We start from the raw sequence: 20275 nt of genomic DNA, 5'->3' as shown, positions 1-20275 counted from the left end.
GGCTTATATTTAGAGTGCCATATTATACGCTATCCGGTTTCGTAACTATAAGCCCTTACAACTATGGCAGCCGTACTATAAAAGCAGCATTACACATGAACCTGTCGATTTTTTTTGAGCCGCTGAACGAAGATATTTTTGCCGCTTTAAACAAGCCCCGCACTATGGGCGCCTACATAAATCGCTTTGTAAGCAAGTTCCCGGACTGGCGCTCTGCCGATATAGCACTGTTTGGTGTAAACGAAATGCGTGGAAGCGGCCTTACCGACAACCCTGAGCCAGCCTTGGCCCCTGCCCGTGCCGTACGCAAAAAACTATACACCCTTACCAAAGGTACCGGCAGCTGCAAAGTAGTAGACCTGGGTAACCTGCGCCCTGGCATTACTTTAGAAGACACCTACTTGCGCATAAAAGAAATTGTGGAAGTGCTGATCTCACACAATACCATACCGGTAATTATAGGTGGCTCGCACGACCTGGAATATGGCCAGTTTATGGGCTACGAGCACCTGGAGCGTGTAGTGAACATGGTAACTGTAGACAGTAGCGTGGACATGGACGAAGACATGGATGCCACGCCGAACAAGAAACAGCTGCGCCAGATCCTGATGCATGAGCCAAACTATCTATTCAGCCTGGGCCAGATAGGATATCAGTCGTACCTGGTAGAGCCGGAGGTAATGGCTACCCTCGAAAAGCTACATTTTGAAGCCTACCGCGTAGGCGAAGTGCATAAGCATGTGCAGGAAATGGAGCCGGTAGTGCGCCAGGCCGACCTGCTAACTATAGATATTTCCGCCATCCGCCACCAGGACGCGCCGGGCTATGAGCCTGCTAACCCCTTTGGCCTGACCGGCGAAGAAGCCTGCCAGCTATGCTGGTACGCCGGCCTGAACGACAACCTGACCTCACTGGGAATTTACGCGTATAACCCTGCCCTCGATACCCGCGACATGACCTCCATGACCATCGCGACCATGATCTGGTATTTTATTGAGGGCTTTTACCACCGCAAAAACGAGCTTATTTTCACCAGCAGCCAGTTTACAAAATACGCGGTAGCCTTTAACGAGAACCCCGACCGCATGGTATTCTACAAAAGTAAGCAGAGTGAAAAGTGGTGGATGGAAGTGGAGTCGCTTACGGAAGGCAAACTGCCGCACATAGTACCATGCAGCTACGAAGATTACCTGCAGGCCACAAACGGCGAAGTACCTAACCGCTGGATTTTAACCCAGGCAAGAATTGGGTAACTTTACAGATTTGGAGATGCACAAAAAATCTAAGGTACTTTACTTTGTGAGGTTGCTATAGTTTGCAACTATAATTTAAACCATAGCACTAGATTCTCTTTATCATCTTCAAATTCCAAAATTTTCAAATCAATAAAATGAGCTTACCAGAATATACCTTACAACAACTAGCCCTGCGTAATGGCCAGGACCGGGATGAAGTATGGGTAGCGTATAAAGGCGTAATTTATGATGTCAGGAAGTCGAGGTTATGGCGCACCGGCAACCACTACGAACATTGGGCCGGCCAGGACCTGACCGAAGAATTAAAAGATGCCCCGCATACTGAGTATGTTTTTGATAAATTTGAAGTGATCGGACTGGTGAAAAACTCGGTATACCGTACTGAAGACTCCAGCCAAATGTAAAAACACAACTGGCAGAATATTAAAGTAAAAGATAAACTATGGTTCTTATTGCAGATAGCGGTTCTACCAAAACAGACTGGAATACATTAAATACTACTGATGTATTGCAAAATGTGCAGACTATTGGCTTTAACCCTATGTATCAGGAGAGCGACGACATATACACCGAACTGGAAAAATCGTTGCTGCCGCAGCTGAAAGAAAAAGCTCCTTCAGCTATCTACTTTTACGGTGCAGGCTGTAGTTCACCCGAGCGTAACAAGCGGGTTTCTGATGCGCTGGCACGCCTGTTCCCGCAAAGCGACATACACGTTGACCATGACCTGCTGAGTGCAGCTCGCGCAGTCTGCGGCCACAAGCCAGGCATTGCATGCATTCTAGGCACCGGATCGAACACCTGCCTTTATGATGGCAACAAGATAATAGACAATGTGCCATCGCTGGGATTTTTGCTGGGCGACGAGGGCAGCGGTGCTTACTTAGGCAAGCTCCTGCTTCGGGCTTACTTTTACCGTGAACTGCCCGAAGAGTTGGCAAAATCGCTTAAAAACACCTATCAGCTCTCAAAAGACACTTTCCTGGATACCCTTTATAGCGCTGAAGTCCCGAGCCGGTATGTGGCTACCTTTGCCAAATTTATGCACGACAAGCGCAAGCATCCGGTTATAAAAGAGATGATCTTCGAGAACTTTGAGCTGTTCTTTGACAGGCATGTGGTTAAATACGACGGACATGATGAGCTACCTGTAAACTTTGTTGGCTCCATTGCCTACTACTTTTCCGACATCCTGAAAACGGCAGCTAAAAAATATGGTCTGCGGGTCGGTACGATCATCCAAAGCCCGAGCGAAGGTCTGATTAAATACCACCAGGAATTACTACAGAAGTCTGGGGCACCCAACAATGAATAAACTATAGTTTCGGCCTAATTCATAATTCTAAATTCATAATTAATACGAGTGTCTACTACCGAATCAGCATCGAACTACAACAGCCTGGAGCAAATGCCAGTACGCCAGCTGCTGGAAAGCATTAACCAGGAAGATAAATCAGTGCCCCTGGCTGTAGAAGAAGCAATTCCACAGCTGGAGAAACTGGTAAATGCAACTGTAGAGCGTCTGCAGCAGGGAGGCCGGTTATTTTATATTGGGGCCGGCACCAGTGGCAGGTTGGGTGTAGTAGATGCGTCAGAGTGCCCGCCTACATATGGAGTGCCTCACGGGATGGTTATTGGCCTGATAGCTGGCGGCGATACAGCGATCCGGAAAGCAGTTGAGTTTGCCGAAGACGATGAGGAACAGGCCTGGAAAGACCTGCTGGAGCATAACATAACAGATAAGGACATTGTGGTTGGCATTGCTGCATCCGGCCGCACCCCGTATGTGATCGGAGGTCTTAAAACCTGCCGCGAACATGGTATAGCAACCGGCTGTATAGTTTGCAATGCAGACAGCGCCGTTGCTGCACAAGCCGATTATCCTGTAGAGGTTATTACCGGACCTGAGTTTGTAACCGGCAGCACCCGCATGAAAGCCGGCACAGCACAAAAGCTTGTCCTTAACATGCTTACCACATCTACTATGATTCGGCTGGGGCGCGTAAAAGGCAATAAGATGGTAGATATGCAACTATCAAACCTGAAGCTGGTAGACCGCGGTACCCGCATGATAATGGAAGAACTACAGTTAGGCCGGCCTGAAGCTGCTGCTATGTTGCAGAAATTCGGAAGTGTGCGCGCCGCTATAGAAGCCTACCGCAACGGCACGCAGGAGTAAGAAACTATAGTTCTTCTGCAAATAAGGCAGTATCTGCTATTTCATGTCCCTCGGTCAGTACTTCAGCAGCATCTCTGCTAGGCACTACATAATGCTTAACGGACCAGGTATTGGCAAACTTAAAACGGTTGTCCTGCAAACTATAGAGTACTTTTTTACGGTAGTCGGCTAATGGCTCAAGCCCTAGAGCGGTGCGGCGAGCATTAATGTTAGCTTCTTCTTTATTGCTTACTTTCTCTACCAGGTACTTATTCAGCAGCTTTAGTTTTTTATTGCCTTCACAATCTTTCCGGTTTGTGCAGGATACTTTTACAAGAGCTATTGTTCTATAGTTTCGCTGGCCCTGCTGGGCTTCCATTAAATAGGCTGCTGCCTGCGGCAACAAGTTACCCTGCTGCACTGCCTCTTGCAATATAGGTGCAAAATCAAAGCCTTTCTTTGCTTTAGTCTGCCGTTCTATCACAATGCTGAAGCGTGGCAACTGCTCAATTGTATCGCCTACGCCAATAAGCCGTTCGCCCGGGTAGCCACGTTTTACGATGGTACGAAGCAGGATATCCACGTTCTCGTTCTCGATCTTACGGAGCGTATCCGCATAAACGCGCAACCCGCCTTCAGCAAATCTGAAATACCTGTCGCGGGCATACAGTTCATCCAGGTCGGCTCTCAGATCCAGATCGGCGCGGTGACTGAACTTCTTACGGTTTTTGGGATAGTGCTTAACAAATTTTTTCCAGGCCTTGGTCTCATGCAGACCTTTAAACACCTCCTGCTTCTCCAGGTAAGGCAACTCTACTCCTTTCAGCACCAGCTTTTCCAATAAGTCTAATGTCTGTTTCTGATCTTCGGCCAGTACGGCACATACAGCAGCATTATAGTAGTCGCGGGCAAAGGGCTCGTTCACAGCATCAAAAGCCTGTCTGTATTTATTCAGAGCAGCTTTATAATCTTTGCTCAGCACCAGCATTTCGGCTTCGTGCACCACAGGGTGGTAAACTTTTATGTAATCTGGTTTAGAGGCCAGCACGGGGTGGGCCAGTAAAAGCAGGAGCAAAAAAACAAAGTATAGTTTACGTGGCAACATAACGCGGATAAGGGTAAATTACCGGCAGGCACCGGCATAATTTCGGGTTTATATGCTGTAAGTTTTTTATTTTTAGTCTATACTTAACTGATACAACTATAGTTTAAACCATTAGTATATTCCATGAACAGGAGCGGCTGATTTTATGTTCTAACCTGTGTTATTTTATCTAACGACCCGATTTTCTGTTTATGCATACAATTGAGCCTTTTTATAACTGGCTGGAACTATACACTGCTTCTGAAGACCCGCGCTCGCCGCTATTTGGTGCTGAAAACAGCCTGTCGCAGTATACTAATACCATTTATGGCTACTACATACACCCGCAATGGGACGATATTGAATCAGAGACGCTGTTTCTGAAGATCCTTTTTGCCGACTATGAGCTTGGCTTTGCCATTATCGAGTTTATAGGCGAGTGGAATGATGCGCTCAACAACGACATTATGAAACTGAAACGTAACGTTATAGACCCGATGGTAAACGAAGGTATTAAGCACTTTATCCTGATAGGTGAGAATGTGTTTAACTTCCACGGCTCCGACGATTCTTACTACGAAGAATGGTTTGAGGACGTGGAAGAAGGCTGGATCGTGGCCATCGGGTTCCAGGATTTTGTGCTCAGCGAAATGAAGAACTATGGGCTGGATTATTACCTGAACTATGGCGGCAAGCTGGAGATGGTAAACTGGCGTACGCTGCCACCTAAACGCCTGTTTGCCTTACTCAAAAACCTGATGCAGCGCCGGCTGGGTGCTTAAACTAAAAAGGCGACCTTATTAGGTCGCCTTTTTAGTTAGATGCTAGAATTACATAACTTCAGTAGTATCTGTCATATCATCGGCAGCATCTTCCATATCATCAGCTGCTTGCTCAGCATTATCTTCCATTTGTTCTGCATTGTCTTCTGCACGGTTCTCAGCAGGTGAGTCGCAGGAAGCGAATGTAAATAATCCTGCTGCCATTAACATAAAAATAGGCTTTTTCATAATCTATTTGTTTTGGTTGATGTCTAAAATCACCGGCAACTATAGTTACCTTAAATAATTATTCACCCAAATACGTACATAATCCTATATAGTTGTATAAAATAAAAGCGGCTCCTGAAAAATCAAGAGCCGCTTTCTTCCCCGGCCATGCGCCGGGCGGTTACTTCTGCTGATTAAAGAACCTCTACTGAATCAACTGGAGTTGCAGTAGTGTCAACTTCCATATTAGTAGTGTCTTCAACTACAGTTTCTTCTACTGTAGTTTCAGTAGTTTCAACTTCAGTAGCTGTTTCTTCTGCGTTGTTGCAAGATGCGAAAGCGAACAGACCAGCAACGAATAATAAACCGAATACTTTTTTCATGATGTTTAGTTGTTTTTTTGAAAACGAGTTACAAATATATAACTATATTTTAATGCTGTAATGCTTTCGGCTTAAATTTTTTATTTCTTCTTAAAAAGCACCTTTATCGGCACACCTGTAAACCCGAAATGTTCACGTATCTTATTCTCTAAGTAGCGGGTATACGGCTCCTTAATGTACTGCGGCAAGTTGCAAAAGAACGCAAACGTTGGGTTATGCGTTGGCAGCTGTGTTACGTACTTAATCTTAATAAACTTACCCTTAATGGCTGGCGGCGGGTAGCGCTCTATATCCGGCAGCAAGGCATCGTTCAGCTTCGAAGTTGCGATTTTCTGCCTCTTATTCTCGTATACCTCCATTGCTACTTCTATCGCTTTGTGTATACGCTGCTTCGTAAGCACCGATGTAAAGATTACCGGCACATACTTGATAGGCGCAATCTTACTCAGAATCTCTTCCTCAAATTCTTTGGTTGAGTTAGTATCCTTCTCTATCAGGTCCCACTTGTTTACCAGAATTACGATCCCCTTACGGTTCTTCTCAGCCAGCGTAATAATGTTTACGTCCTGCGCTTCAATACCACGGGTAGCATCCAGCATTACAATACATACATCTGAGTCTTCCAGTGCACGAACAGAGCGCATTACAGAATAAAACTCGATGTCTTCGCTTACCTTGCTCTTACGGCGCAGACCGGCTGTATCAACTATAATAAACTCTTTCCCAAAGGCATTGTAACGCGAATGGATGGCATCACGGGTCGTACCCGCAATATCAGTTACAATATTGCGTTCAACGCCCAGCAGCAGGTTTACAAACGATGATTTACCCACGTTCGGACGGCCAAGTACCGCTATTTTCGGAATACCCGCATCCGGGTCTTCAATTCCTTTATCTTTAAAGTGCTTTACCACTTCGTCCAGCAGGTCGCCGGTGCCGGAGCCGCTCTGCGATGAAATAGCATGAATCTCGTCTGCAATTCCAAGTGCATAGAACTCGCCCACCTGGTGTGCACGCGCATTAGTATCTGCTTTGTTGGCAACCAGGAAGATAGGTTTATCGGTGCGGCGCAGTACGTTGGCAAACTCTTCATCCAGGCTGGTCAGGCCAGCATCCACGTCTACCATAAACAGGATTACATCGGCTTCTTTTATAGCCAGTTCTACCTGCTTGTTAATCTCACCTTCAAAAATATCGTCGGAGCCGTGCACGTAGCCGCCGGTATCAATAACAGTAAAAAAATTACCGCACCACTCGCCGTGGCCGTAGCTTCTGTCGCGGGTTACACCGCTTTCGTTGTCCATAATAGCCTGTCTGCGTCCGACAAGCCTGTTAAATAAAGTAGACTTACCCACGTTTGGGCGGCCTACAATAGCAATAATGTTAGTCGACATTATTAATGTATAAAATAGTTAAAGTGCCCCCGGAGCACCTTGCCCCGAAGCTTTAATACATGCGCCTACTTACTCGCTGTAACCAAATCGCCTTAAAAGCTTTTGGTCTGTTCGCCAGTTTTCGTTCACGCGCACATACAAATCAAGAAATATCTTTTTCTGGAAGAATTCTTCCATATCTATGCGGGCCTGCATGCCCACTTTTTTAAGTGCTTCGCCTTTGTTACCGATCACAATTCCTTTTTGACTTTTGCGCTCCACACTTATCTCGGCCCTGATCCGGATGATCTCTTCCTCTTCCTTAAACTCCTCTATCACTACTTCGCAGCTGTAAGGAATTTCCTTTTTATAGTTCAGGAAAATTTTCTCCCGAATGATCTCCGACACAAAGAAACGTTCCGGCTTGTCAGTCAGTTCATCTTTCGGATAAAATGCCGGATGTTCCGGCAAATAGTGCAGCAACCGCTGAAATAACTGATCCAAGCCAAATTTGTGCAGCGCCGAAATCGGGTGAATCTCCGTAGGATTCATTTTCTCCTGCCAGTAAGCCACCTTTTCCTTCACTTCCTCTTCTGTAGCCTGGTCAATTTTATTGATCAGCAACAGAATAGGCACCTGCGCATGCTGCAAGCGCTTGATCACGTCATCCTCATCGTGCTTCTCATAAATATCAGTCACAAACAGGATCACATCGGCATCTTCCAGCGAGGTACGCACGAAACTCATCATAGACTCGTGCAAAGCATACTGTGGTTTGATAATGCCCGGCGTATCAGAATACACGATCTGGAAGTCGTCGCCGTTCAGGATACCCATGATGCGGTGCCGCGTAGTCTGCGCTTTTGAAGTGATAATGGAGAGCTTCTCGCCTACCAATGCATTCATCAGCGTTGATTTACCCACGTTCGGTTTGCCAACTATACTTACAAAACCAGCCTTGTGCGGAGTTTCTGCCATGCTTTCGAATTTAAGGATGCAAAATTACTTCTTTTTTACGAGACCCCACGCTAATAGCTGAATTATTGAGTAACAGGTGGATAGTTAGGTTGAATGACATTTATAGTTTTGTCATTTTGAGTGAAACGAGTAAGCTATCACAAACTATAGTTCTCTCTTTGTCATCCTGAGCATTCTGGAGGCGAGAGTCGAAAAGAGCCAGCGTAGCTGTGAAGGATCTTATATGTACTATAGCTAACTACAGTTGCCACTGGACACAAGCAGTTCCTTTCATATTTACCTCAAATCCAGGGAGCTCTACTAGCCTACAGTGCTATAGTTGCTTTGATGCGCTCACGGCCGCGGGGCCCCGCCTTCGGGCATCGCGCGGCTGCCTTCTTGCTACCCTCGCTGCGCTCGTGTTGCCTGACGGCACCGCAACAAGTCAAAGGCGCTCAACCCAAAGACTGAAATCACTCGATAGCTAATTTATAGTTTGATTCTATATCTATAGTTCTGTAGCCTTTTCGTGGTCGTAGTTCCAAGGGGCAGGCTGCGCCTGCCTGCTCGTGGGCTGTAACTATAGAGCAAAAGCTTTAATTATAACAATGGCAGCAATTCCCCTCTCGGGAGGGGTTGGGGTGGGTTAATTGCCAACTATAAACTATAGCTCAAACTATAGTAGTAGCAGAAAATTCCCCGCCTTAGACTACCGAGAAGCGATTTCGAAGGTAGCGCGCGTAGCTCTGATGGGTTAGGTATGGTTGGACCTGCACCAACTATGGAGCTATAGCAAGCAACTATAGTAAACAACCCAATCCCTTTTTAATCTGTGGTCCTGATAAAAACAAAAAGCCTGCTCAGGTTGAGCAGGCTTTTCTAAAGTATAAGAAGTATTACTTATTTCTTTTTAGCTGGAGTCTTGTTGATTTCTGCCAGTGCAGTTTTAGCTTGTGCATTCGCAGGATCTAACTTCAACACTTCCTGGTAATGTTTTACGGCCAGTTCTCTGTTTGGCTGAATATCATAATAGTAGTAAGCCAGGTAGTTGTTTGCATCAATCAGAGCAGCTTTAAACTTATCAGGTTCTGCGCTTGCCAGCTTCACAAACTCTTCGAAGTGTGGCTTCGCAAGGCCTTTTGAGTTATCTAAGTCAATGTTGGCATTGGCAATAGCTCTCCAATAGTGGCCATATGCATACGTTGGGTTGCTTGTGGTAACGTTTGCGTAAGTTTCGTCAGCTTTTTTGAAGTACTCAAGTGCTTTCTGCTCATTCTTAGCTTCTCTTGCTTCTGCCCCTGCTTGCATGTAGATGTTACCAACATAGTAGTAATCCGCGTTAGAAGGCTCGGTTCTCTCACGCTTCTTATCAAATACTGCCACAGCTTTGTCGTACTGACCAGCTTTAGCGTAAGCGTTAGCAAGTTCTTGATACAGCTCAACTTTTTCAGGAGACATATCTACTGCTTTCTGCAGGTTCTCGGTAGCTTTTGCGTGCTGGTTATTCTTGCTCAGTATACGACCATAATATTCGTAGTCTTCAGCAATCAGCTTGCTCTTATCCACTTTCTGCAGGTAGCCTTCCATTGCCTGAAGCGCTTTTTCAGGCTGGCCTAATTCCATATAGGAGTAAGCCTGCAGACGGTTCATAACCGTGTTGTTCGGATCTGTCTTCAGCACCTCCTGTACTTCGGCAAGGGTCTTATCGTAGTTCTTTGTCAGGAACAGGAAAGATGCATATTTCGCTTTGGTTTCAGGAGTGTTTTCTGCAAGGTCTACATACTTCTGGAAAGTAGATAAAGCTTTATCGTACTGGCCTGCAAAGTAGTACAGTTCGCCCAGGTCTCTGTAAGCAGGTGCATAGTTCGCATCGATAGACGTTGCTTTCTGGAACGCCTGCTCAGCTTCTGTATAGTTTCTTGAACGTGTATACAGCTGGCCTCTTCTCAGGTAAGCTTTCGGATTGTTAGCATCAATACGGATAGCGTTATCATAAGCTGTCATAGCTTCGCCACCTTTCTTCAGCTCAAGCTGTGCATCACCTAACAAAATATAAGCAGCTGCATTGTTTTTATCACGCTGCACTGCTGTCTTCAGATGCTCAACTGCTTTCTGAAGATCAGCTTCTGTTCTTTTGTCAGCATTAATGTAAGCTTCTGCTACCGCAATAAGTACAGCTGCATCTTTAGACTTGCTCTGCTTCAGTGCCTGGTCAAAGTTCTTTTCAGCCTCGGCGCGGTTACCCTGCTCCATAGCCAATTTGCCTAAACCCGCAAAGTTTAAAGCCGATTTCTTGTTCTTGGCAAGACCCTGGTTAAAGTAGTAAGCAGCAGAGTCCAGTTTATCAGTTTTCAGATAAATATCACCTAACGTATAGTACGCATTATCAGCATTTTTATCGTTTAGCTGCTTTTTATAGATAGACTTAGCCTCCTCATATCTTTCCAGGTCTAAGGCTCTCTTTCCTGCATCACCAGACTGCGCAAACGCAGCTGCAGTCGGGAAAGCGGTGGCCATCAGAAGGATATACTTCCAGTTGTTCGTCATTTTAATTTGTTGTTAAGGTTATGTGTATGTGTACTATTGTTGAGAAAAGGTTCTCCTTAATTATTGTTAAGCCCAACTATACGAACCGGCATGGTGGCAGGTACTAAACCAGACTTTAAAATTATGCGTTGTCCTTTGTCTCCTGCTACATATGCTGCAAAACCTGTGCCAAGGCCGGTTCTGCCTTCGGTGCTGATAATGTAGAGGTACCGCAGTAACAGATAGTTTCCTTGTGCAATATAGGCCTGGTACGGCTGATAATAGTTTTCTGTTGAAGCAGGTGCAGGATCTCTGCTCAGCCCAACTACTTTTATTCTGTTCTGAAAGCCAATGGCTGTCGTATCGTCCAGGTCACTAATCCAGTTAACACCAATTACACCTATTGCGTTCTCGTTTTTAGCCACATAATCAATCAGTGCGCTATGAGAATCTGATGCAAATGTATTCTGAGGCAGTTTATGATCAGCTATCAGCGAATCTTTAACGTAACGTGCAGTACTTGAGTTGTTATTATCAAATACCACCACTATATTTTTAAGATTACTCTTCTTGTTAAGTTCCTGCCAGTTTGTTACATCGCCGTTAAAGATCTTACCCAGTTGCTCCATCGTTAGCAAAGAGTCCGGGTTATTGCGGTTAACTATAATGGCAATCGCATCTATCGCAATCTTTGTAACGCGCGGTACCAGGTTCTTATTCTTGAATACAGCATTTTCATCCGCATTTAGTTCACGCGAGAGTACTGCAACCCTAGTGCTATCATTGATAAGCTCTTGCACCACTTGCCCTTCCGGTCTGTAGTTGGCTGTTATATCGGCGTATTTATAGATGCCCTCAAACGTATTGATCTGCGTTTCTATAATCGGCTGAAAAGACTCATCCACGCTTATCGTTATCGCACCTGATGTAGGTGTGTCGGTTGGTGAATTACCTGAGTTACCGCACGCTGACACTGCTGCAATACTGAAAGCAAGCAGGGCCAAATTAATTTTACTCTTCATACCTGTTTCTGCCTTTGTTAGAATTGGACTGATATAGTCTGACAAACCGCACTATGCTGTAGAGGATAAGAATACCGCCCAGCATGTAACGCACATTATCTGTTATGTTCAGGTTAAGGCTGGATTCATCTGCGAATATGATAAATACGCCAAACACCATGTACATAGTCGTCATCAGCAGGCCAAAAATTCTTACGGCTTTGGCGAATTGAGTTGTGTTAGGTCTTTCTCTTTTTGGTCTTAACATGTTACGCTATCTATGTAACATACGCTTTCTTTGATCACTAAAGTTAATGGTATCACATTAAAATTGAAAGCAGAGACCATAAAGCTTACACTTTTTTAGCCTCTGCCTCCAATTTATAGTCTGATTTCTACTTTTTTAATGAAAATTTAATGGGTAATGTGTAACGTACTGCTACCGGTTGGCCATTCTGACGGCCAGGATTCCAGCGCGGCATATTTTTTACGACACGTACTGCTTCCTCATCTGTACCGAAGCCGAGCCCTTTTAAAACCTTCACATCGTTTATCTCCCCGTTTCGATCAACTACAAAGGTAACTACTACAATACCCTCAACACCCGCTGTTTGAGCTGGTGCTGGATAGCGTAATTTATTGCTGAGATATTTTATCAGATCATCCATTCCCCCTTTGTAAGAAGGCAATATCTCCGCATTCTCAAATACCGCGTTTGGAGCTGGTTCTTCTGCACCTCCATCAATACCGTTCAAGTCATCTGCTGGTATAACGGCATCAAGCTCACTTGGCTTTATACCATCTATTTTTGCGGTACCAAAATTAACATCCCTCAATTCATCCTGGCTTGCCAGCTCGCCTTCCTGTTTTACCAATTCGTCGCGCGTTACTTTCATTTCCGCATATGCTGCTGTAGCTACTTCCGCTTTTTCAGGAAAGGCGGGTGCAGCCGCTGCTTTCTCGGGAGCTGGGTCAGGAACAGTTGGTGGTGGCGGTAAATGTATAACTATAGGCTCGTTAATAATGTAAGTTGGTTTCACATACTTATCAGATTCCCCAGCCCATATACTGTTTACTAATGACCCAATCAGTGCTGCAGAAAAAATAGCTATTGCCAGAATAGCAGCTATTGCAATGTGCCTGTGATAAGCCTTTCGCAGATTGTATGCACCGTAGGCTTTATTTCGACCCTCAAACACAATGTTGTTCAGGGTCATGTCGAATAAATAGCTCTCTTTCATGGCTGTTTGGGTTTTAGTTTAACAATTTATCACGTACTCATTTTATGCTATAGTTGGTTTATGGTTTTAGTTTTAAATAGTGATAACTGAATATACGGAATAACTTTCAAATAGTATGCATGGCGAACAATTTTTATTAAAATCAAAAAGCCCGACCAGTTTCCTGATCGGGCTTTTATTATTGTCTAGCTAAGCTATTAACGAATTGTGTAACGAACCGGTACGGTAAATCTTACTGGCACTGCACGGCCGTTCTGCTTACCTGGGTTCCACTTAGGCATCGACTTGATTACGCGGATCGCTTCTTCGTCAGTACCAGCTCCCAATCCCTTCAGTACTTTTACTTCAGAGATCTCACCAGTTCTGCTTACTACGAACGATACCACAACAAGGCCTTCGATACCTGCTCTTTGAGCTGCGGCTGGATAGCGAATGTTTTTCGAAATGTATTTATGCATTTCCATTTCACCACCCGGGAATTCCGGCATCTGCTCCACATACTCATAAGGCTTCTCTTCTACTACTTCAGCAACAACATTGCTTGTACCATCGATATCACCTAAGTCTAGTGGGGCATTCTTAACACCTTCTACAGTTTTTGTACCGGCGTCAATCTCCTTCAGAACTTCCTGATCCGGAATTTCTTCCTCCTCACGTACTTCGTTATCACGCTTAACTACCGGTGGCGTGTACTTAACTTGAGCACGTACCGGTGGTGGCGGTGGTGGAAGATCTGGTGGCGGCGGTGGCGGCGGTGGAGTTGATTCATCCAACGGCGGCGGCGGGGCCAGGTCTACTTCTGTTACAATTCGCTCTACCACCTGTTCCTTCTCCTTATCTCCTTGTATCATTTTACTGATAAGCGGGAAGCTAAGGAATAAGAAGAACAGTAAGATTGCTACAGTTGCGGCAATCGTGATATGCTTGTTGTAAAGTCTGCGAAGCAGGTAGGCACCATACGCTCTGTTACGTCCTTCGAAGACGATATCATCAAGCGATGCTTTTGCTAACTTACTTGCGTCCATATCTTAATTCCCCATTTTTTGTTGCACCAATTGCTTATCTGCATCGGAAATGTCAACCATTGCAAACTTCTTGGTGTCAGTTATTTTCAATTCGTCCAGGATATCAACCATGTTCTTGTATCGCGCACCTTCCATTGGCTTCACCATCACAGTCATTTTGTCGTTAGACTTAACTTGTGGAGATACCAATACTTTACGGATACCATCAGCTGAATAGTTAGACTCAACCAATTCCGGATTATCTTCAGCCAACCCGAAGTAGTAATACAGCTTGTCGTTCTCGCCAAGAATAATAGTCATAGCGTTACTGGCCTTAAGCTCTATTCTTTCATCAGGTGTATCTTCTTTCACAGGCATGTTAATTTCCATGGTCTGTGGCTTATTGAAGGTTGTAGTAAGCATGAAGAACGTAATCAGAAGGGCGGCAAGGTCTACCAGCGGTGTCATGTCAATTTTGGTCGACTGGCGTTTGGCGCGTTTTTTCCCGCCTTTGCCGCCAGAGTCGGCCTTTTGTTGCATTTCTGCCATTTTCTTATCTCCTTTCTAATTATTAGTTCGTTGGCTTCATCTCCATATCAGTGATCAGGTTAAATCTGTTAACCTTTCTCTCCTGAAGAATATCCATAACGCGCTTAATAGTTGGGTAGCTCACATCCTGGTCACCTTTGATGGCAATAACCACCTGAGGGTTAGTAAGACGAGTTTGTAATACCCAATCACCAAGTTCGTTTCGTGTTGAGTCAATTGGAATTCCCGGCTGGTTTACTTCTTTGCGTGCATCTGATTCCATTGCCAGGTAAGATTTGAGTTGGTTTACCGGTACACCGAAGTTACTCAGAAGAGAGAACGTCTTTTTCTCCTCCTCGGTAAAGCTCACCCCATACTTGCCTGCCATTTTATCAAGCAATGCTGCCTTAGTCTGCTGTCCGTCCACGCCAAAAAACACTCTGTCGTTTTTGTCAACCGTAATGGTTATTACGTTTGTATCCGGAATTTTAATTTCTGAAGCAGATGAAGGTGTGTCTACAATAACAGCTTCGTCAGGACGGGCTGTTGCAGTCAACATAAAGAAAGTAACCAGCAAGAAGAATAAGTCCACCATTGGCGTCATGTCCAATGAGGGGTTCGTTCTTTTTACTTTTACTTTAGGCATTTTATCTGGTTAAATACAGTTTAACTTAACTTATACAGTTTGTGGTCTTGCATTAGCAGTGTCGTGCTGAGCTGTGAAAGTAGACACCATGCTGAAACCAACTTCATCGATGCTGTAAGTAAGCTCATCGATTTTGCTTGTAAAGTAGTTATACGCTATAATCGCGATAGTAGAACCAGTAATACCAAGAGCTGTGTTGATAAGAGCCTCAGAGATACCGTTTGCAAGAGCTACTGAGTCAGGAGCACCTGAAGTTGCAAGAGCCGAGAACGCCTTGATCATACCAAGTACTGTACCGATAAGACCTACCAGTGTAGAGATTGACGCGATAGTTGAAATAACAACCAGGTTTTTCTCCAGCATTGGCAACTCAAGAGAAGTAGACTCTTCGATCTCTTTCTGGATAGCAGCAACTTTCTCTGCTTTCAGCAGTTCAGTTTCGCTCTGCATTTCTCTGTACTTAAGCAGACCAGCTTTTGCTACGTTTGCAACAGAACCTTTTTGTGCGTCGCAGGCAGCAATAGCACCGTTTACATCGCGCTGGTTAAGTTTCGCAGCAACTGTACGTACGAAGTCAGTAACGCTTTTAGTACCTTTTGCTTTACCGATAGTAAGAGCACGCTCGATAGCGAAGATAAATACCAACAGGTTAAGGGCAAGTAGAAGAGGCACAACCCATCCACCTTTGTAAACTATACCAAGGTAGTTACCTGGTAAAGGCTGATTATTTGGATCATTACCCTGGAAGTTAGCAGGGGCACCAAATACGAACATATAGATAAGCACACATGCTATAAGGGCAAGCGGAATAACTATGGTCGCAAATAGAGAACCTACTGCACTTGGTTTTTTCTCTACATTAGCATTCTTGCTCACTACTGCAGTCTTTTTTTCCATTTTGATTAAAGTTTAAAGTTTAGCTGTTTGTGTTGTAATTAAAAATTGATTGTGTAATTATAAAAATGTAATTGTTTCAGTTTTAGTTCTTTACGACATCATCTTTTTTTTTCTCAGCAGCACATCGGCCTGTAATTATACCTACCTGCCCTACTTTTTTTACATGCCTGTTTTACCTAAAAAAGCCTAAACAGATAAATGCACATTCACAAATCTATGTATTTAATAATATTATGCAAAGCATAAACTTATTGGCTGTGCATTCTCTTAGAAAAATCTAACAATAAAATTAAGCACTACCATTATACATAGGTGGCGCACATTTGTTACATATTAAAGTATAAGGAGAAAACTATGACAATATACTCGCCTTTATCCGCAGCATAAAGCAGGATAATAAGGGATGTACTCCAGATAAATTATATAACTGCACTATTTTAATGTCTAAACACCTTTTCTGTTTTTATCAGAGAAAAGTGATTTAAATATAGTAAAGGAAAAAATACATTGTATGCGTGCCTACCTATTTTTTGCACGATTCCAGTAAATATCCATTTCTTTCAGGGTCATATCCTGCAGCTTCTTTCCATCTTTGGCTGCTTCGGTCTCCAGATAACGAAACCGTTCTATAAACTTCAGGTTGGTTCGCTCCAGTGCTTCCTCAGGACTGATATCTATAAAGCGTGCAAAATTAATCAGTGAAAACAGAAGGTCTCCGAACTCTGCAGTCGCTCTTTCCTTATCTATAGTTGTGGTATCGACTACATTGAATTCAGCTTCGAATTCTTTCAGCTCTTCCTGCACTTTCTCCCATACCTGGCTTTTATCATCCCAGTCAAAACCAGCCCCTCTTGCCTTTTCCTGAATACGCATGGCTTTAACCAGTGCAGGCAACGAAGTTGGCACCCCACCCAGCACCGATTTGTTGCCCTCTTTCAGTTTCAGCTGCTCCCAGTTCTTTTTAACCTCTTCTTCGGTATTGGCAGTAGCATCACCATAGATATGGGGGTGCCGGAAGATCAGTTTCTCACACTGTGCATTCAGCACATCAGCTATATCAAAGGCATTTTGCTCAGAACCTATTTTGGCATAAAACACCAGATGCAGCATCAGGTCTCCTATCTCCTTCTTTATTTCCTGCTTATCCTTCTTTAGTATAGCATCTGAGAGCTCGTAGGTTTCTTCTATAGTCAGGTGCCTAAGGCTTTCCATCGTTTGTTTACGATCCCAGGGGCACTTCTCGCGCAGGTCATCCATTACATCCAGCAGGCGGTTAAAAGCCTTTAGTTGTCTCCCGCGCGGCGTATCATCAAAAAAAGTTTTATCCATAAAGCAAATATACTAAAATACGAAGGTAGCTGTTTGCAAACTATAGTTTAGCACTACCACACATCGTGAACACTTAAGAGGCTTATTCAAGTGCCCGGCCACTTATCCAGAAGTATACTAAAGTTTAAACAAGCGCATATAGTTAAGGTGTGCTATTTAAAGGTAAATATTACTACTTTTGCAGTCTATTAACATTAAGATCAAGTGGCTTTAATAAAATCAATTTCAGGAATCAGAGGAACGATAGGTGGGCAGGCAGGTGATGCACTTACCCCTGTGGATGTAGTTAAATTTGCCGCAGCTTACGGTACGTGGGTACTACAGACCACCCAGAACAATACGATTATAGTTGGCCGCGACGCGCGCATTTCCGGCGACATGGTAAATAAGCTGGTATGTGCCACCCTGCAAGGCCTTGGCATTAACGTAGTGGATGTAGGATTGTCTACTACGCCAACCGTAGAAATGGTGGTGCCTGCGTTAAAAGCGGGAGGCGGTATTATACTAACAGCCAGCCATAACCCAAAGCAGTGGAATGCCCTGAAGCTCCTTAACAATAAAGGTGAATTTATTTCGGATGCAGAAGGCAAGCTGGTTCTGGAACTGGCCGAGAAAGAAGCGTTCGAGTTTGCTCAGGTAACTGAATTGGGTAAGTACACTCAGAACAACGATGCCATACAGCAGCATATAGAAGCAATATTGGCTCTGCCTTTAGTAGATGTAGAAGCTATTAAAGAAAAGAACTTCAGCGTAGCTATTGACTGTGTAAACTCTACCGGTGGTATTGCAGTACCTATGCTGCTCGAAGCACTTGGCGTTAAATCAGTAGAAAAACTATACTGCGAACCAGACGGCCACTTCCCACACAACCCGGAGCCACTGCCTGAGAACCTGCGTGAAATTTCCAAGGTGATTGAAAGAGGCAAATTTGACTTGGGTATAGTTGTAGACCCGGACGTAGACCGCCTTGCGCTGATAAACGAAGACGGCAGTATGTTCGGGGAAGAGTACACTCTGGTAGCCGTTGCGGATTATATCCTGAAGAATAAAGTAGGCAATACTGTTTCTAACCTTTCATCAACCAGAGCGCTGCGCGACGTTACGGAGAAAGCAGGCGGTAACTACTATGCGGCTGCTGTAGGTGAGGTAAACGTAGTGAACATGATGAAAGAGCAGAATGCTGTAATTGGTGGCGAAGGCAATGGGGGTATCATTTACCCTGAATTGCATTATGGCCGTGATGCACTGGTTGGCATAGCGTTGTTCCTGACGCACCTGGCAAAATCAGGCATGAGCATGACGCGCCTGCGTGCCAGCTATCCTAACTATTATATCTCTAAAAACAAGATAGAGCTTACACCGGATGTGGATGTAGATGCTGTACTGACCCAGATGCAGGAGCGCTACGCAAAACAGCCTATCAATACGATAGATGGTGTTAAGATTGAGTTCGATAAAGAGTGGGTGCATCTTCGCAAATCCAACACGGAGCCAATCATTCGTATTTATGCCGAATCTGATAGCAACGCAACAGCTGAGCACTTGGCCAACAAAATAATTGCTGACATTAAAGAGGTTATTTCTTAGAAAGCCTAATGTGTTGTTTAATGTGTTGTTGTAAGTATCAATCTTAAAGGTCATTTTAACTGCGCCAAGGAGAGAAACTGGTTTTCTTTCTTCTTGGCGCAACTTTTTTTCATACTTTAGTAGTTCGTTATATAGTTATGCAAACCCAAACCGACATGCGTGTATATTTAGATAATGCTGCCACTACTCCTTTAGATAAGGAAGTTTTTGATGCCATGGCCCCTTTTATGCTGGAGCACTATGGAAACCCATCCTCTATTCACTCGCACGGCCGCGAAGTGCGCGCAGCTATCGAGAAGGCACGCAAAACGGTAGCAACTTTACTGAACACCTCTCCTGCCGAGATCTTCTTTACATCCGGCGGAACCGAAGCTGATAACGCTGCTATAGTTTGCACCTGCCGTACTTTGGGTATCAAGCATGCCATTACTACAAAAATGGAACACCATGCTGTGCTGCATACTATGGAGATGCTGGAAAAACAGTTTGATGTGCAGGTGAGCTATCTGCGCCACGATGAACGCGGCAACCTGGATCTGGAGCACCTGGAAGAATTGCTGGCAAACCAACCACAAACGCTGGTTTCTATTATGCATGCTAACAACGAGATAGGCACGCTCAATAACATCCAGGAGATCGGTGAGATCTGCAAAAAGTATAACGCCGTTTTCCATTCAGATACGGTTCAGACAATGGGCCACTATAAGCACGATCTGCAAACGCTGGGTGCTAATTTTATAGTTGGTTCTGCGCACAAGTTTCATGGCCCTAAAGGTGTTGGCTTTTTGTACAGCGATGCCAATATTAAAATTCAGCCACTCATACAAGGTGGTTCGCAGGAGCGCAACATGCGTGGTGGCACTGAGAACGTGTATGGTATTATTGGTCTGGCTAAAGCACTGGAAATTGCTTACCGCGACATGGATGAGCATCAGAAACACATTCAGGGTTTGAAAGACAGAATGATTTATAAGCTACGCGAGCAACTGGATGATGTCTGTTTTAATGGTATGTCGGAGTTTGGGGATAAGAGCCTGTACACAGTACTGAACGTAAGCCTGCCACCATCAGACATCAACGAAATGCTGCTATTCAGTCTGGATATCAACAAGATTTCGGCATCTGGCGGTAGCGCATGCAGCAGTGGCGCAAATGCTGGCTCGCATGTACTGCAGGCACTTAATGTAGACCCGACCCGTGGCTCTGTTCGTTTCTCTTTCAGCAAATACAATACACTTGAAGAGATAGATTATGCTGTTGAAACTTTAGCTAAGCTATATAACAAGGTAACAGCATAACAACTTTACTTAAAAAGA

Annotated in this window: 21 protein-coding genes; 7 read left to right on the top strand and 14 right to left on the bottom strand. The window is 44.4% G+C overall.

Going from position 1 to position 20275, the window contains the following annotated elements; all coding sequences use genetic code 11:
- Nucleotides 1-14: 14 nt before the first annotated feature.
- From GXP69_RS18040 to murQ, 4 genes are all read left to right on the top strand, one after another.
- Nucleotides 15-1253: a formimidoylglutamase gene (locus GXP69_RS18040; RefSeq protein WP_317164611.1), complete on the top strand. Its 1239-nt coding sequence runs from the start codon at nt 15-17 to the stop codon at nt 1251-1253.
- Between the two features lie 137 nt (nt 1254-1390).
- The gene (locus GXP69_RS18035) at nt 1391-1660 is read left to right on the top strand and encodes a cytochrome b5 domain-containing protein (protein ID WP_163916882.1); all 270 of its coding nucleotides are present in this window, start codon (nt 1391-1393) and stop codon (nt 1658-1660) included.
- Between the two features lie 38 nt (nt 1661-1698).
- Complete coding sequence (locus GXP69_RS18030; protein ID WP_163916880.1) at nt 1699-2571, top strand: hypothetical protein; 873 nt, start codon at nt 1699-1701, stop codon at nt 2569-2571.
- 48 nt (nt 2572-2619) lie between these two features.
- Nucleotides 2620-3435: an N-acetylmuramic acid 6-phosphate etherase gene (gene murQ / locus GXP69_RS18025; protein ID WP_163916878.1), complete on the top strand. Its 816-nt coding sequence runs from the start codon at nt 2620-2622 to the stop codon at nt 3433-3435.
- Between the two features lie 4 nt (nt 3436-3439).
- On the opposite strand, the gene GXP69_RS18020 is transcribed toward murQ, so the two are convergent.
- Nucleotides 3440-4519 (bottom strand): hypothetical protein, encoded by a 1080-nt coding sequence (locus tag GXP69_RS18020; protein WP_163916876.1) that lies wholly within the window; start codon nt 4517-4519, stop codon nt 3440-3442.
- A gap of 191 nt (nt 4520-4710) precedes the next feature.
- Here GXP69_RS18020 and GXP69_RS18015 point away from each other — a divergent pair, with 191 nt between their 5' ends.
- On the top strand, nt 4711-5280 hold the full coding sequence (locus tag GXP69_RS18015) for a hypothetical protein (RefSeq protein ID WP_163916874.1): 570 nt from the start codon (nt 4711-4713) through the stop codon (nt 5278-5280).
- Nucleotides 5281-5328: 48 nt separating this feature from the next.
- Here GXP69_RS18015 and GXP69_RS18010 read toward each other — a convergent pair whose 3' ends face one another.
- From GXP69_RS18010 to mazG, 13 genes are all read right to left on the bottom strand, one after another.
- Complete coding sequence (locus GXP69_RS18010; RefSeq protein WP_163916873.1) at nt 5329-5508, bottom strand: hypothetical protein; 180 nt, start codon at nt 5506-5508, stop codon at nt 5329-5331.
- A gap of 173 nt (nt 5509-5681) precedes the next feature.
- The gene (locus GXP69_RS18005) at nt 5682-5870 is read right to left on the bottom strand and encodes a hypothetical protein (protein WP_163916871.1); all 189 of its coding nucleotides are present in this window, start codon (nt 5868-5870) and stop codon (nt 5682-5684) included.
- Between the two features lie 80 nt (nt 5871-5950).
- Nucleotides 5951-7264, bottom strand: coding sequence for a ribosome biogenesis GTPase Der (gene der, locus GXP69_RS18000; protein ID WP_163916869.1), 1314 nt, complete (start codon nt 7262-7264; stop codon nt 5951-5953).
- A 69-nt stretch (nt 7265-7333) separates the two neighbouring features.
- Complete coding sequence (gene era / locus GXP69_RS17995) at nt 7334-8221, bottom strand: GTPase Era (RefSeq protein ID WP_163916868.1); 888 nt, start codon at nt 8219-8221, stop codon at nt 7334-7336.
- 879 nt (nt 8222-9100) lie between these two features.
- Nucleotides 9101-10747, bottom strand: coding sequence for a tetratricopeptide repeat protein (locus tag GXP69_RS17990; protein WP_163916866.1), 1647 nt, complete (start codon nt 10745-10747; stop codon nt 9101-9103).
- Between the two features lie 56 nt (nt 10748-10803).
- Nucleotides 10804-11748 carry a PstS family phosphate ABC transporter substrate-binding protein gene (locus tag GXP69_RS17985; protein WP_163916864.1) on the bottom strand — a complete coding sequence of 315 codons (945 nt, stop codon included), beginning with the start codon at nt 11746-11748 and terminating at the stop codon, nt 10804-10806.
- Nucleotides 11738-11995, bottom strand: a complete 258-nt coding sequence (locus tag GXP69_RS17980; protein WP_163916862.1) for a hypothetical protein — start codon at nt 11993-11995, stop codon at nt 11738-11740. The genes GXP69_RS17985 and GXP69_RS17980 overlap by 11 nt, the downstream gene beginning before the upstream one ends.
- Before the next feature lie 127 nt (nt 11996-12122).
- On the bottom strand, nt 12123-12968 hold the full coding sequence (locus GXP69_RS17975) for an energy transducer TonB (RefSeq protein WP_163916860.1): 846 nt from the start codon (nt 12966-12968) through the stop codon (nt 12123-12125).
- 197 nt (nt 12969-13165) lie between these two features.
- Nucleotides 13166-13993: an energy transducer TonB gene (locus GXP69_RS17970; RefSeq protein WP_163916859.1), complete on the bottom strand. Its 828-nt coding sequence runs from the start codon at nt 13991-13993 to the stop codon at nt 13166-13168.
- Nucleotides 13994-13996: 3 nt separating this feature from the next.
- Complete coding sequence (locus GXP69_RS17965) at nt 13997-14521, bottom strand: ExbD/TolR family protein (RefSeq protein WP_163916857.1); 525 nt, start codon at nt 14519-14521, stop codon at nt 13997-13999.
- A gap of 22 nt (nt 14522-14543) precedes the next feature.
- Nucleotides 14544-15146 carry an ExbD/TolR family protein gene (locus GXP69_RS17960; protein WP_163916855.1) on the bottom strand — a complete coding sequence of 201 codons (603 nt, stop codon included), beginning with the start codon at nt 15144-15146 and terminating at the stop codon, nt 14544-14546.
- 30 nt (nt 15147-15176) lie between these two features.
- Nucleotides 15177-16043, bottom strand: a complete 867-nt coding sequence (locus tag GXP69_RS17955; RefSeq protein WP_163916853.1) for a MotA/TolQ/ExbB proton channel family protein — start codon at nt 16041-16043, stop codon at nt 15177-15179.
- Nucleotides 16044-16562: 519 nt separating this feature from the next.
- Complete coding sequence (gene mazG / locus GXP69_RS17950; protein WP_163916851.1) at nt 16563-17372, bottom strand: nucleoside triphosphate pyrophosphohydrolase; 810 nt, start codon at nt 17370-17372, stop codon at nt 16563-16565.
- 204 nt (nt 17373-17576) lie between these two features.
- On the opposite strand from mazG, the gene glmM reads away from it, so the two are divergent.
- Nucleotides 17577-18959: a phosphoglucosamine mutase gene (gene glmM, locus GXP69_RS17945; protein ID WP_163916849.1), complete on the top strand. Its 1383-nt coding sequence runs from the start codon at nt 17577-17579 to the stop codon at nt 18957-18959.
- Between the two features lie 155 nt (nt 18960-19114).
- On the top strand, nt 19115-20257 hold the full coding sequence (locus GXP69_RS17940) for a cysteine desulfurase family protein (RefSeq protein WP_163916847.1): 1143 nt from the start codon (nt 19115-19117) through the stop codon (nt 20255-20257).
- Nucleotides 20258-20275: the final 18 nt, after the last annotated feature.

This window comes from Pontibacter burrus (assembly GCF_010686685.1).
Lineage (GTDB): Bacteria > Bacteroidota > Bacteroidia > Cytophagales > Hymenobacteraceae > Pontibacter > Pontibacter burrus.
This window is presented reverse-complemented; position numbering and strand designations above follow the sequence as displayed.